Consider the following 13,089-nt stretch of genomic DNA (forward strand, 5'->3'; position numbering starts at 1 on the left):
CCTACGCTGCCAGCGCCGCGCGTGGCTGGGGGCGGCGATAGCTCAGGGCCTCCGCGATATGCAGGCGCCGCACCGCGTCGGAGCCGTCGAGATCAGCCAGCGTGCGGGCCACGCGCAGGGTGCGATGCCAAGCCCGCGCCGACAGGCCGAGCCGCTCGGCGGCGCGGGTGAGAAGCGCGCGGCCTTCGGCGTCGGGCTCGGCGACGGCGGCCAGCACGGCGCCGTCGGTGTCGGCGTTGCAGCGCGGCTTGGACCAGTTGCGGACGCGGTCGGCGAGAAGGCCCGCCGTCTCGTCGGCCTCGACGGCCGGAAGCTTGCCTTTGCGGTCGAACTCCTCCAGTCGCTCGCGCTGGACGGCGCGCGCCGCCGCGACGCGCGCGGCGACATCGGCCGATGTCTCCGACGGTGGCGGCAGGGCGAGGTCGGCGGCCGCGACCGGTGGCACGTCGATGCAGAGGTCGATGCGATCCAGCAGCGGGCCCGAGAGCTTGCCCTGGTAGTCGAGCCCGCAGCGCGGGGCGCGGCCGCACGCGCGCGTCGGCTCCATCAGATGGCCACAGCGGCAGGGGTTCATCGCCGCCACGAGCTGGAAGCGTGCCGGATAGGTGACGTGGGCGTTGGCACGCGCCACGGTGACACGGCCCGATTCCAGCGGTTGGCGCAGCGCCTCCAGCGTGGCGCGGTTGAACTCGGGCAACTCGTCGAGGAACAGCACGCCGTGATGAGCGAGCGAGACTTCGCCGGGCCGCGCGCGATGGCCGCCGCCGACCAGCGCCTGCAGGGTCGCCGAATGATGCGGATCGCGAAAGGTACGGCGGCGGCTGAGCTTGCCTTCGCCGAGATCGCCCGCCAGCGAGCGCACCATCGAGGCCTCCAGCGCCTCCTCCGCTTCAAGAGGCGGCAGGATGCCGGGCAGGCGCGACGCCAGCATCGACTTGCCCGAGCCGGGCGGGCCGATCATCAACAGGTTGTGGCCGCCCGCCGCCGCCACCTCGAGCACGCGCTTGGCGCTCTCCTGGCCCTTGATCTCGGCGAGGTCGGGGTAGGTCGCGCGATCGTCGGCGACCAGCGCCTCGGGCGCCGCCAGTCTCTGCTGGCCGCGCAGGTGATTGATCAGGGCGAGCAGAGAAGGCGCGGCGATGATCGGCGGCCGGTCGGCATCTGCGTCATCGAAGCCACCCCACGCGGCCTCGCCGCCGCACACCGCGGGGCAGATCACGCCGCGCCCCGCCGCGCGGGCGGCGATCGCCGCCGGCAGCACGCCGGGAACGCGACTGAGCGAGCCGTCGAGCGCCAGCTCGCCCAGCACGACGTAGCCCGCGATGCTTTCGCGCGGCACCACGCCCATCGCCGCCAGCAGGCCGAGCGCGATCGGCAGGTCGTAGTGGCTGCCCTCCTTGGTGAGGTCGGCCGGCGATAGATTGACGGTGATGCGCTGCGGCGGCAGCGAAAGGCCAAGCGCGCGGAAGGTGGCGCGCACGCGCTCGCGGCTTTCGCCGACCGCCTTGTCGGCCAGGCCGACCATGGCGAAGGCGAGATTGCCCGGCGCGACCAGGACCTGGACGTCGACCGGCAGGACATCGATGCCCTGGAAAGCCACGGTCCGCACCTTTGCCTGCATATACATCTCCGATTTGTGCAGAACAATTATAGAACGATAAAAGAATATGTAAAACACGTATCAGTTGTGCTTTGCCGAATACCCCTAAAGAGAGTATTGATTGACCAGATACAACTCACGACAAGGAGGACGAGATGGCCGCGAAATCGATCTCCGCCAAAGAGCTTCGGGCAGCCGTGAGCAAAGCGATCGAAAAGAACAAAATCCCGAATGCCGAGGTCAACATCGCCGTCTACCCGTGGATCCTGGGATTCATCCTTCGCGACGGGCCGCTGGCGCGGAAGTCGCAAGCGGAATTGAAGACGATGGCCAAGAAGATCACGACCGATCTCGGCAAGACACTGCCGCTGGCCAAGACCGGCAAGCCGGCGACCCTCATCCATGACGGCCACATCACCATGGGCTTCATTCCCGACATTCCTGTCGACACGCTCTTCGAGAGATAGCCGTCGTGTCGGCGCAGCCTCCGCGTGAGCCGCTTCGCTGCCCGAGCGCCCAGGCGGACATGCCGGACGCCCGGATCCTGGGCGTCCTCTCGGGCGAGGGGCCGGCGCGGCTCACCTACCTGCGCGAGCCGGTCGCGCCGACGCCCGAGATCCTGGGCTATGCGGCGCCCGTCCCAGCGGAGGAGGTCTTCCGGTTCTCCGCGCATTGTGAAGAGGCGAAGTGCGTGCACTTCGCCGACCATCGCTGCAACCTTGCCAGGCGCATCGTCGACATGATGCCGGAGGTCACCGACGGCCTGCCGCCCTGCATCATCCGGAAGACCTGCCGCTGGCATCGCCAGGAAGGACGCGCCGCCTGCGTACGTTGCCCGCAGATCATGACGTCCAATCCAAGGGCAGACGAAGGCCTGCGGCGAGTGGCCGGCGTGCCGCCCGCCCCGGCCGAATCCTCGTAGCCGCCATATCGACGCGCGGCGCCCGGGCTGCTTCAATGGGCCCATGCGTCGCCGTCAGATCCTGCCGTTTGCCGCCGTCTTGATGGTTGCTCCATCGGCTTTCGCCTGGCCTGACCAGCCGGTGAAGCTCGTCGTGCCGTTCACGCCCGGCACCGGCCCCGACATCATCGCCCGCTTCGTGGCCGAGCGCTTGAAGTTCGGCCAGCCCGTGGTGGTCGAGAACGTCGCCGGCGCCTCGGGCAACATCGGCAGCCAGCAGGTGGCACGCGCCAAGGCCGACGGGCATACGCTGATGTCGTCGGTGAACACGCTGGTGATGAACGCCAGCCTCTACAAGAACCTGCCTTACGATCCGGTCGCCGACTTCGTGCCCATCGGCCTGACGGCCTGGGGCTCGCTGGTGCTGGTGGCGCATCCCAGCCAGAAGCCCGGCACGCTTGCCGAGCTGATCGCGGCGGCCAAGGCCTCGCCCAAGACGCTGACCTACGGCAGTCCCGGCGTCGGCACGCCGCATCACCTGTCGATGGCCCTGGTCGAGACCACCGCCGGCATCGAGATGGTGCATGTGCCCTACAAGGGCACGGCGGGCGCCGTGCAGGATCTTTTGGGCGGCCAGGTCGGCTACATGTTCCTGCCCGTGCACGTCTCGGCCCAGCACATCCGCGCCGGCAAGCTGAAGGCGATCGCCGCCGGCAGTCCGCAGCGCCTGCCGCAACTAACCGATGTGCCGACCCTGGCCGAGAGCGGATTGAAGGGCGTCGACGTCGACATGTGGTACGGCTTCTTCGCCCCCAAAGGCACGCCGCCTGAGCTGGTCGAGCGGCTGAACAAGGAGGTCTCGGCCATTCTCAATTCGTCCGAAGCCAAGGCCGTGTTCGAGGCACAGGGGCTGATCCCCGCCACCTCGACGCCTGCGACGCTGGGCGAGATCGTGGCGCGCGACAAGACGCGCTGGGCCGATGTCGTGGCCAAGCGCGGGATTCAGCCGGAGTGACCAGCAGCGAATCCGACGTCCTGATCGTCGGCGGCGGCATCGGTGGGCTGACGCTGGCGCTCAGCCTGCACCAGGCCGGCATCTCGTGCCGCGTGTTCGAGGCGGCGCCCGACATCCAGCCGCTCGGCGTCGGCATCAACATCCTGCCGCACGGCATGCGCGAGCTCTGCGAGCTTGGGCTGCAGGACGCGCTGACGGCGCTGGCGATCGAGACGCGCGAGCTCGCCTTCTACAGCCGGCACGGCCAGTTCATCTACAAGGAGCCGCGCGGCCGCTATGCCGGCTACGACTGGCCGCAGCTGTCGATTCATCGCGCCGATCTGCACAAGGTGCTTCTGGACGCCGCAGTCGAGCGCTTGGGCGCTGATGCCATTCGGCTCGACCATCGATGCCTCAACGCCGCGCAGGACGGCGCGGGCGTCACCCTGCATTTCGACAAGGCCGAGCCGCAGCGCGGCAAGGTCGCGGTCGGCTGCGACGGCATCCATTCGGCCCTGCGCTGGCAGCTTTATCCCGACCAGGGCCCGCCCAAATACTCCGGCGTCAACATGTGGCGCGGCGCGGTGCGCTGGCCTGCGTTCCTGAGCGGCGACACCATGGTGTCGACCGGCTGGATGACGGTCGGCAAGACGGTGATCTATCCCGTGCGGCCGGGCACGCCCGAGACCGATGGCAAGCCCCTGATCAACTGGGTGGCCGAGATCGAGCGGCCCGAAGCAGTGCGCCAGGACTGGACCGGCCGCGGCCGGCTCTCCGACATGATGCCGGCCTTCGCCGGGCTGAAATTCGACTGGCTCGACATCAGCGGCATGATCGAGAGCACCGAGGAGATCCTGGAATACCCCATGGTCGATCGCGATCCGCTGCCGCGCTGGACCTTCGGCCGCATCACGCTTCTCGGCGACGCTGCCCATCCGATGTATCCGCGCGGCTCCAACGGCGCGGGCCAGTCGATCATCGATGCGCGGTATCTCACTGGACAGATCAAGCAGCTCGGTGCGACGGAACAGGCGCTCCAGCAATACGAGGCGGTGCGCGGTCCCGCGACCGCCAATGTCGTGCTGGCCAACCGCAACAATCCGCCCGACACGATCCTGCGCGAGGTCTGGCAGCGCTCGGGCGGCCAGCGCTTCGAGCGCATCGAGGACGTGATCTCGCCGGCCGAGCTGCAGGCGATCTCCGATCGCTACAAGAAGGTGGCAGGCTTCGACCGCGAGTCGCTGCGGACGCGGTCGAGCTTCGTCTAAAACGCTACTTCTTCGCTTTCACCGCGAACGACTTGTCCATCGGCACGATGGTCACGGCGAACGGCGTTCCCGCGTCGTCCGAAAGGAACGGCAGGCCGCTGCGCCGATCGTTGTCGCCCAGCCTGGCGTTGTCGTAGTACGGCAGGAACAGCATCAGATGCGGGTAGATGAATCCATGGCCAAGGTGCGGTCCGAGATACTGGTCCGCCGAGAACATGTAGGCGATCGAGGCCGTGGTCACGTTGGGCAGCTCGCCCTTGGCGTAGGCCGCCTCGACGCCGCGGGCGATCTCGTCGGGCCCCTTGCCCTGCATCCCGAGCGTATGGCGCAGCTCGTAGTACGGCATCATGGTCCTGGACGAGATCTGGTCGAAGCAGATCGGCGCGCGCAGGTCGGCGACATAGACATAGTCGCGCAAAGGCGGCGGGCTGTAGGTGGGGGCACCCCAGCCGCGCAAAACCAGGCAAACGAAGCCGTTCTGGCCTTCGACCGCGACCTTGAACCCCTGCGGGGTCAGGACCTTCACCGTGGCGGGCCCCGAGACGTTATCGGGCGCGGCGCTTCTGGCGAGGGCGATCTCCGCCCCCTGCTCCATCATGTAGTCGCTCAGCGGCGGGTACTTCTTCTCCTGGGCCATGGCCGCCGAGCCCGCCGACAGCAGGATCAACGCAAACGCCAACGTCCTCATATCTGCCCCCTTTCGGTTTTCACCAAGGGAGAGACGAACGGGACAAGGCAAAGGATTCGCCAAGCTCTGCGTTTCTGCAGGGCCATCCCCTGCTAGATTCGCCCGCAAAAGGGGAGTGTGTGATCGTGGACCTGAACTTTGCCCCGCCGGCCGAGGTGATCGACCTTGCGCAACGGGTATCCGATTTCGTCAAGACCAGGATCGTGCCGTACGAGAAGGACCCGCGCTGGACGCCGCATGGGCCGACCGACGAATTGCGCGTGGAGATGAACGATCTCGCGCGATCAGCCGGCGTGTTCGCGCCGCATGTGCCCAAGGAGTATGGCGGCGTCGGCCTCAGCCAGGTCGGGCGCGCCTTCGTGTTCGAGGCGGCGGGCTATTCCATTCTGGGGCCGACAGCGATCCACTGCGCCTCGCCCGACGAGGGCAACATCCATCTCTTGGACGTCGTGGCGCGGCCCGATCAGCGCGCGCACTTCCTGAAGCCGTTGGCCGAGGGCAAGATCCGCTCCTGCTTCGCCATGACCGAGCCGGGCGGCGCGGGCTCCGATCCCGGCATGCTGCAGGCCACGGCGCGACTCGACGGCAACGAATGGGTGATCAACGGCCGCAAATGGCTGATCACCGGCGCCGAGGGCGCGGGCTTCGTCATCATCATGGCCAAGGTCGACGGCGGCCCGCAGGACGGCCATGCCACCTTGTTCCTGGCCGATCTGCCCGATCCTGCGATCAGGATCGAGCGCACCCTGGACACGATCGATTCCAGCTTCACCGGCGGCCATGCCGTGCTCGAGATCAAGGACCTGCGCCTGCCGGCCGACGCCGTGCTGGGCGAGGTCGGCAAGGGCTTCCGCTACGCCCAGGTGCGCCTGGCGCCGGCGCGGCTCAGCCACTGCATGCGCTGGCTGGGCTCGGCGGTGCGCGCGCAGGAGATCGCCGCCGACTATGCGCGCACGCGCGTCGCCTTCGGCAAGACGCTGGGCGAGCACGAGGGCGTCTCCTTCATGCTGGCCGACAACCACATGGACATCCACCAGGCGCGGCTCTCGATCCTGCACACCGCCTGGCTCCTCGATAAGGGCGAGCGCGCCTCGAACGAGAGCTCGATGTCCAAGGTCGTGTGCTCCGAAGCGATCGCGCGAGTCGCGGATCGCTCGATGCAGATCCTGGGCGGCATGGGCATGACGCGCGACACCGTGGTCGAGCGCATCTTCCGCGACACGCGCGCGTTCCGAATCTACGACGGTCCCTCCGAGGTCCATCGCTGGGCGCTCGGCGCGCGCATCGTCTCAGGCAAGATGTAACTAAGGCGCGAGGCCGAGGTACTGCCTGAGCTCGCGCTTCGCTGCGTCGAAGTCGGCCTTGAACTCGGGGCGGTTCCGCAGCGCCACGGCGATGGCGGTGCCGGTCAGGCGGCCGCCGTCGAGATCGTTGGGATAGTGCATGCCGGCGATCACGCGGCTCCACGCATAGTCGTGCGCACGCTCCCAGATCGCGTCGCGCTTTTCCGGAACGATGTCGCCCATGACGATGGACGACGCCGTAATGTGCGTGGTGTGGCCCGACGGGTAGGAGCCCGTGATGGATGGCCGGACCAGCGCCTTGATCTCCGGATCGCTGAGATAGGGGCGCACGCGCTTGAAGGCCGTCTTGGTCGGGGCGACGACGGCATCCTCCGTGTCCTCGAGCCGCGCAAACAACCGGGTGGTGGCCGGCAGGGCCGACGCCGGCAGCGCCTTGCCCAGCACGGCGGCGAACATGGTGTCGACCGATTCGTCGGCGTCGCGCCTGGCCTGCTCAATGCGCTCGGGCGAAGCCGTGCGTTGCGCCCGAAGCACCACCGCGAGCTGCTCGCGGTCGGCCGCGCTGCCGGCGACGACGGGCGGTGGCAGGATCGACACGAGGTCGAGCTCCTGCGCGGTGATGTAGGTTGGCTCGCGCGCCGAGGCCGCAAGCGGTACGGCGAGCAGGGCGAGGAGAAGAAGGCGGCGTAGCATCATGCCTCGTATAGATGACAGGCGACGGCGCGGCCACCGCCCATGTCGCGCATCGGCGGGTCGACGCTCTTGCACACGTCCATCACCCTGGGACAGCGGGTGTGAAACCGGCAGCCGGGCGGCGGGCGCATGGCCGACGGCACTTCACCGATGATGATCTGCTGCGGCCGCGTCGCCTCGACCTCGGGATCGGGAATCGGGATCGCCGCCAGCAGGGCCTGCGTATAGGGATGCAAGGGCTTGGCGTAGAGCTCGCCGCGCGGTGCGATCTCGACGATGCGGCCGAGATACATCACGGCGATGCGATGGCTGATGTGGCGCACCACGGCGAGGTCGTGGGCGATGAAGATGTAGGTGAGCCCCAACCGCTCCTGCAGCTCCTGGAACAGGTTCACGACCTGGGCCTGGATCGACACGTCGAGCGCCGACACCGGCTCATCGCAGATGATCAGCGACGGCTCCAACGCCAAGGCGCGGGCAATGCCGATCCTCTGGCGCTGGCCGCCGGAGAACTCGTGCGGATAGCGGTCGGCCATGTCGGGCAGCAGGCCCACCATGTCCAAAAGGCTGGCAACACGCGTATCGTAGGCGGCGCGATTGGAGGCGAGACCATGCACCTCGAGCGGCTCGCCGACGATCTCCGACACCTTCATGCGCGGGTTCAGCGAGCCGAACGGGTCCTGGTAGACCATCTGCATGCGCCGCCGGATCGGGCGCATGCGGGACCGGTCGTACGCCGAGATGTCCTCGCCCTCGAACTTCACTTCGCCCGAAGTGATGTCGATCATCCTCAGGATGGCGAGCCCGGTCGTGCTCTTGCCACATCCGGACTCCCCCACCAGGCCCAAGGTCTCGCCGCGTTGCACGTCGAACGACACGCCATCGACCGCCTTCACGCTGCCGACCTGCTTGCGCACCAAGGCGCCCGCCATGACGGGGAAATGGACCTTCAGGTCCCTCACCTCAAGGACGGTCTCAGGTACCGACATGGGCGCTGAGCTGGGCATGGAAATGGCAGGCCGAGAGATGATCGGGAGTGCTCCTGACCAGCATCGGGCGCTGGCGGCAGATGTCGGCGGCGCGCCGGCAGCGCGGCGCGAAGGCACAGCCCGGCGGCAGGTTGGCGAGATTGGGCGGCGAGCCCTCGATCGGCACCAGGCGGCTCCCCGCCTCCTGATCGAGCCGTGGTACCGAGGCCATCAGGCCGATCGTATAGGGATGGCGCGGCCGGGCGTAGATCTCGCGCGCAGGTCCTGCCTCGACGATGCGGCCGCCGTACATGACGCAGACACGATCGGCGTAGCGCGCCACCACGCCGAGATCGTGGGTGATGAGAATGAGCGCGGAGTTGGCCGCGCGTGTCACCTCCTTCAGGAGGGCGAGGATCTGCGCCTGCACGGTGACGTCGAGGGCCGTCGTCGGCTCGTCGGCGATGATGAGCTGGGGCTGGCAGGCGAGCGCCATGGCGATCATGGCGCGCTGTCGCATGCCGCCGGAGAACTGGTGGGGATAGGCCTTCACGCGGCTCTTGGCATCGGGCAGTCGCACGCGCGCCAGAAGCTCGGCGGCCTTGTCCATGGCGGCGGCCCACGGTGTCCTGCGATGCAGGTTGATCGGCTCGGCGATCTGCAGGCCGACCGTCAGCGACGGGTTCAGCGAACTCATCGGCTCCTGGAAGATCATGGCAATGCGGTTGCCGCGGATCGCGCGGATCTCCGCGTCCGACATCTCCAGGAGGTTCCTGCCGTCGAACACCACCTCGCCCGCCGAGATCCGGCCCGGCGGGTTGGGGATCAGGCGCAGGATCGACATCGCGGTCACGCTCTTGCCCGAGCCCGATTCGCCTACGATGGCGAGCGTCTCGCCGGCCGCCAGATCGAACGAGACGTCGTCGACAGCCTTGACGACGCCGCGCTCGGTCCGAAACTCGGTGGAAAGGTTCCTGACGCTGAGTAGACTCATGACTCTTCCGGACCGCGCGCGTCTCGCGCGCTCATGAGGCGCGCGAGGACGCGCGCGGTCCGGAAGATCATGAGCATGATCAATATCCCATCTTCTTCTTCAGCTCCTGGTCCACCCAGATGCGGGCGTAGATCGGGCCCGGCCGCACCGCACCGGCGCGCATCTCGCCGGCGTAGTTCTTCACCCACGGCCACCAGGCCGCATAGTAGTAAGGCGTCGGCAGCCAGATGTAGGGCGCCTTGTCCAAAATCTCGGTGGTGAGCTCGCGCAGCATCACCTGCCGTTTGCTCTCGTCAGGCTCGCGATAGATCACCTCGATCTTCTTGTCGTACTCGGGATCCGACCAGCCCGAGGGATTCCACGTCTGCTTGGTGCCGAAGCTCTTGCGGATGGTGGTGATCGGGTTGGTATGGCCATTGTTCATGAAGTAGGCCGGCGTCATGGTCCGCGAGGTCATCGCCGACAGGAAGGCGCCGTACTCCATCGGCTGGATTTCCAGCTTCACGCCGACCTGCTCGAGATAACCCGCCACCAGCGGCAGCAGGTCCATGTGGTCGGGATTGCATGAGCAGACCTGCACCTTGGTGGTGAAGCCCTTCGGGAACCCGGCTTCGGCCAGCAGCTTCTTGGCCTTCGCCGGGTCGTACTTGAAGAGCTCCTGCACCGAAGCCGGCTGCTTATCGAGCGGCTCGAAGTAGCCGACATAGTCGGGATGCTGCGGGTAGGAGAACAGCTCGGCGTTGCCGTTGTAGTAGGCCTGCACGATCTCCTGCTTGTTGACGGCGTAATTCAGCGCGCGACGCACGCGGATGTCCTTGAACGGCCCGTCGACATCGACGCGCATCGCCATGAAGGTGCCCGACTGGTTCAGCCAGCGGTTCCACTGCAGCTGCGGCGCGCTCTTCTTCAACGAGTCGACGTTCTGCCAGCGGATCGCCTCCAGCATGTCGAGCTTGCCGGTGCGCAGCGCCGTGATGTAGGTCGCCTCGTCCTTGATGGTGCGATAGGTGATCTTGTCGACGAAGGGCAGCTTGTATTCCTGGCCGCCGATCTTCTCCTTGTCCCAGTAGTCGGGGTTCTTGACATAGACGTTGGAGTTGCCGGCGATGAAGTCCTGCAGCATGTAGGGCCCGGTGCCGTTGACGTTCTTCCAGTTGGAGGCCCCGGCGTCGGCCACTTCCTTCGGGTGGATCGCCGAGTAGTAGCCCCAGCCGAACTGGTAATCCCATTCGGCGAAGTAGTGCTTCATGTAGAAGACGATGGTGTGGCTGTCCGGCGTCTCGACCTTGTCGACATGGTCGAAGTAGCCCAGCAGCTTCTTGGGGCTGTTCTTCAGCCGGTTGAAGGTGAAGAGGATGTCGTCGGAGGTGAACTCGCGCTTCTTCATCACGCCCGGTTTCTCGGGATACATGACGCCCTTGCGCACCTTCATCTCGACGCGCAGCGGGTCCTGCTTCCATTCCCAGCTCTCGATCAGCTCGCCGCGGATGGAATCGGTCGGCAGCCAGGCGTCGGGGATGTAGTTGTAGGGCCCGCCCGCCTTCTTGCTCTTGGACATGTCGCCGGCGAACAGCTGCTCGTAGAACAGGCCGGTATCGTGGTTGAGCTTCCAGTTGAAGTCGGCCGGATCCCACGACAGCGCCGAGATCGTCACATAGACCGTCCCGATCTCGAGCTGGCCGCCGTACTGCGGCTTCTCGCCGTTCTCCGCCGATACCCCGCCCGCCGCCATCATCATGGCTCCGGCGAGCAACGCTCCTTTCAAAGTCCTCATGTCACTCCTCCCTTTCCCCGTTTCTTATCGGCTCCCTCTCATGCGCGGATCCAACAGGTCGCGCAGTGCGTCGCCGAATACGTTGATGGCGTAGACCACGATGGTGATGCAGAGGCCGGGCGCCAGCGCCAACCACGGCGCCATGTACATGTAGGAGCGGCCCGAGCCCGACAGCATCCCGCCCCAGGTCGGCGCCGGCGGCGGCACGCCCAACCCGAGGAAGGCCAGGCCCGATTCGGCCAGGATCACCGCGCCGACGCGCGTGGTGAAGAGCACGATCACCGGCGCCATGACATTCGGAAGAATATGCCTCCACAGGATGCGCGGCATCGAGGCACCGGTCGATTGCGCGGCATGGACATAGGCGTTCTCGCGCACCGACAGCACGGCGCCGCGGATGATGCGACTGCCGCCGATGCCGTAGAGCAGGCCCAGAAGCACGATCACCGGGCCCATGCCCGGACCCACCACCGACACCACCACGATCAGGATGATGAGGTCGGGAAAGCTCATCCAGGCATCGACGAAGCGCTGCATGATCATGTCGAACTTGCCGCCGAGATAGCCCGAGACGATGCCGATCAGGACCGACACCACGGTGGCGAGCGCCGCGGCCGAGAGCCCGATGATCACCGAGAGCTGCGCGCCGTAGAGGCAGCGCGAAAGCATGTCGCGGCCGAGATTGTCTGTGCCCAGCCAGAATCTTTCAGACGGCGGCTTCAGGCGGTTGATGGGGTTGATCTGGTTGTAGCCGTAGGGCGCCAGGACATCGGCGAAGATGCCGGCGAACAGGAACAGCACGCAGATCACGAAGCCGAAGGCGCCCAGCGGCTTGTCGCGGAACAGCCGGCCGATGAAGGCGAGCGTGCCGCTGCCAGGAAGCCGGCGGCGCCGCGGTGACGGGCGGACGGTTTCGGCGACCGCGACCATCAGCGGTACCTCACCTTGGGATCGAGCAGGCCGTAGCTAAGATCGACCAGCAGGTTGATCACCACCACGGCCACGCCGACGATCAGGAACACGCCGGTGATGATGGGATAGTCGCGCGTGCTCACCGCTTCGAGCAGCAGCAGGCCCATGCCGGGGATGACGAAGATCTGCTCCATGATGACAGCGCCGCCCACCAGCACCGGCGCCTGCAGGCCGACCAGGGTAACGACCGGGATCAGGGCGTTGCGTAGCGCGTGGCGCAGGATGGTGGTGCGCGTCGCCAGGCCCTTGGCGAGCGCGGTGCGGATGTAGTCCTGGCGCATCACCTCCAGCATCATGGTGCGGGTGAGGCGCATGACGACGGCCGAGAAGGCCTTGCCCAGGATCAGCGCCGGGATCGCCATCTGCGCGAGGTTCCTGAGCGGATCCTGGGTGAAGGAGATGTACTTCACCTCGGGCGACCAGCCCCACCAAATCGACGGGAACACCATCACCAGGGTGCCGACCCAGAAGCCGGGCAGCGCCAGCGCCAGGATGGCGAAGGAGCGCGTGACGTAGTCGCCGACCGTGTCCTGGCGCACGGCGGAGTAGACGCCGATCGGGATGCCGACCAGCAACGCCACGACCAGCGCCATGATGCCGAGCTCGAAGGTGATGGGCAGGCGATGCAGCACCTCCTGCATCACCGACGTGTTCTGCCACAGCGACTTGCCCAGGCTGCCCTCGAACAGGATGGCGCCCAGCCACCGGAAGTATTGCGTGAACATCGGCTGGTCGAGGCCGAGCGCCGCCTCGAGCTGGGCGCGGCTCTTCTTGTCGGCGCCGATGTCGTTGGACGACAACATCAGGTCGATGATGTCGCCCGGGATCAGCCGCACGGTGATGAACACGATCAGGCTGGCGAACAGCAAGGTCGGGATCATCGCCAACAGGCGGCGGATGATGTAGGCCTGCATCAGAGGGGGCCTCGTGGAG

The 13,089-nt window shown here is 66.9% G+C and carries 13 protein-coding genes; 5 read left to right on the plus strand and 8 right to left on the minus strand.

The window, feature by feature from the left end; translation table 11 throughout:
* Position 1: 1 nt before the first annotated feature.
* A complete protein-coding gene (locus RSO01_RS24930) occupies positions 2 to 1,621 on the minus strand; it encodes a YifB family Mg chelatase-like AAA ATPase (protein ID WP_147152485.1) in 1,620 nt (539 codons plus the stop codon).
* Positions 1,622 to 1,755: 134 nt separating this feature from the next.
* Between RSO01_RS24930 and RSO01_RS24935 the strand changes: the two genes are divergently transcribed.
* From RSO01_RS24935 to RSO01_RS24950, 4 genes are read left to right on the plus strand one after another with little or no spacing between them, the layout of a single operon-like run.
* Entirely contained in the window at positions 1,756 to 2,067 is a 312-nt protein-coding gene (locus tag RSO01_RS24935; RefSeq protein WP_147152487.1) for a hypothetical protein, read from the plus strand.
* Between the two features lie 59 nt (positions 2,068 to 2,126).
* Positions 2,127 to 2,522 (plus strand): hypothetical protein, encoded by a 396-nt coding sequence (locus RSO01_RS24940; protein ID WP_147152489.1) that lies wholly within the window; start codon positions 2,127 to 2,129, stop codon positions 2,520 to 2,522.
* Positions 2,523 to 2,565: 43 nt separating this feature from the next.
* Complete coding sequence (locus RSO01_RS24945) at positions 2,566 to 3,516, plus strand: Bug family tripartite tricarboxylate transporter substrate binding protein (protein ID WP_147152490.1); 951 nt, start codon at positions 2,566 to 2,568, stop codon at positions 3,514 to 3,516.
* Entirely contained in the window at positions 3,513 to 4,763 is a 1,251-nt protein-coding gene (locus RSO01_RS24950; protein ID WP_147152492.1) for a flavin-dependent oxidoreductase, read from the plus strand. The genes RSO01_RS24945 and RSO01_RS24950 overlap by 4 nt, the downstream gene beginning before the upstream one ends.
* A gap of 4 nt (positions 4,764 to 4,767) precedes the next feature.
* Here RSO01_RS24950 and RSO01_RS24955 read toward each other — a convergent pair whose 3' ends face one another.
* The gene (locus RSO01_RS24955) at positions 4,768 to 5,451 is read right to left on the minus strand and encodes a hypothetical protein (RefSeq protein ID WP_147152494.1); all 684 of its coding nucleotides are present in this window, start codon (positions 5,449 to 5,451) and stop codon (positions 4,768 to 4,770) included.
* Between the two features lie 125 nt (positions 5,452 to 5,576).
* Here RSO01_RS24955 and RSO01_RS24960 point away from each other — a divergent pair, with 125 nt between their 5' ends.
* Positions 5,577 to 6,755, plus strand: coding sequence for an acyl-CoA dehydrogenase family protein (locus tag RSO01_RS24960; RefSeq protein WP_246158761.1), 1,179 nt, complete (start codon positions 5,577 to 5,579; stop codon positions 6,753 to 6,755).
* On the opposite strand, the gene RSO01_RS24965 is transcribed toward RSO01_RS24960, so the two are convergent.
* From RSO01_RS24965 to RSO01_RS24990, 6 genes are all read right to left on the minus strand, one after another.
* Positions 6,756 to 7,451, minus strand: a complete 696-nt coding sequence (locus RSO01_RS24965) for an acid phosphatase (protein ID WP_147152496.1) — start codon at positions 7,449 to 7,451, stop codon at positions 6,756 to 6,758.
* Complete coding sequence (locus tag RSO01_RS24970; RefSeq protein WP_246158764.1) at positions 7,448 to 8,455, minus strand: ABC transporter ATP-binding protein; 1,008 nt, start codon at positions 8,453 to 8,455, stop codon at positions 7,448 to 7,450. The genes RSO01_RS24965 and RSO01_RS24970 overlap by 4 nt, the downstream gene beginning before the upstream one ends.
* The gene (locus RSO01_RS24975; protein ID WP_147152500.1) at positions 8,424 to 9,410 is read right to left on the minus strand and encodes an ABC transporter ATP-binding protein; all 987 of its coding nucleotides are present in this window, start codon (positions 9,408 to 9,410) and stop codon (positions 8,424 to 8,426) included. The genes RSO01_RS24970 and RSO01_RS24975 overlap by 32 nt, the downstream gene beginning before the upstream one ends.
* 79 nt (positions 9,411 to 9,489) lie before the next feature.
* Positions 9,490 to 11,184 (minus strand): ABC transporter substrate-binding protein, encoded by a 1,695-nt coding sequence (locus RSO01_RS24980; RefSeq protein WP_147152502.1) that lies wholly within the window; start codon positions 11,182 to 11,184, stop codon positions 9,490 to 9,492.
* 24 nt (positions 11,185 to 11,208) lie between these two features.
* Complete coding sequence (locus tag RSO01_RS24985) at positions 11,209 to 12,114, minus strand: ABC transporter permease (protein ID WP_147152504.1); 906 nt, start codon at positions 12,112 to 12,114, stop codon at positions 11,209 to 11,211.
* Positions 12,114 to 13,089 (minus strand): ABC transporter permease (locus RSO01_RS24990; RefSeq protein WP_246158767.1); only part of this gene is annotated, 976 nt, incomplete at its 5' end. The genes RSO01_RS24990 and RSO01_RS24985, both read right to left, overlap by 1 nt.

It is taken from the genome of Reyranella soli (assembly GCF_007992495.1).
Classification (GTDB): domain Bacteria; phylum Pseudomonadota; class Alphaproteobacteria; order Reyranellales; family Reyranellaceae; genus Reyranella; species Reyranella soli.

Coding starts and splice junctions, on each gene's coding strand:
- RSO01_RS24930 (WP_147152485.1), bottom strand. CDS start 1,621: ATGCAGGCAAAGGTGCGGACCGTGGCTTTCCAGGGCATCGATGTCCTG.
- RSO01_RS24935 (WP_147152487.1), top strand. CDS start 1,756: ATGGCCGCGAAATCGATCTCCGCCAAAGAGCTTCGGGCAGCCGTGAGC.
- RSO01_RS24940 (WP_147152489.1), top strand. CDS start 2,127: ATGCCGGACGCCCGGATCCTGGGCGTCCTCTCGGGCGAGGGGCCGGCG.
- RSO01_RS24945 (WP_147152490.1), top strand. CDS start 2,566: ATGCGTCGCCGTCAGATCCTGCCGTTTGCCGCCGTCTTGATGGTTGCT.
- RSO01_RS24955 (WP_147152494.1), bottom strand. CDS start 5,451: ATGAGGACGTTGGCGTTTGCGTTGATCCTGCTGTCGGCGGGCTCGGCG.
- RSO01_RS24965 (WP_147152496.1), bottom strand. CDS start 7,451: ATGATGCTACGCCGCCTTCTTCTCCTCGCCCTGCTCGCCGTACCGCTT.
- RSO01_RS24970 (WP_246158764.1), bottom strand. CDS start 8,455: ATGCCCAGCTCAGCGCCCATGTCGGTACCTGAGACCGTCCTTGAGGTG.
- RSO01_RS24975 (WP_147152500.1), bottom strand. CDS start 9,410: ATGAGTCTACTCAGCGTCAGGAACCTTTCCACCGAGTTTCGGACCGAG.
- RSO01_RS24980 (WP_147152502.1), bottom strand. CDS start 11,184: ATGAGGACTTTGAAAGGAGCGTTGCTCGCCGGAGCCATGATGATGGCG.
- RSO01_RS24985 (WP_147152504.1), bottom strand. CDS start 12,114: ATGGTCGCGGTCGCCGAAACCGTCCGCCCGTCACCGCGGCGCCGCCGG.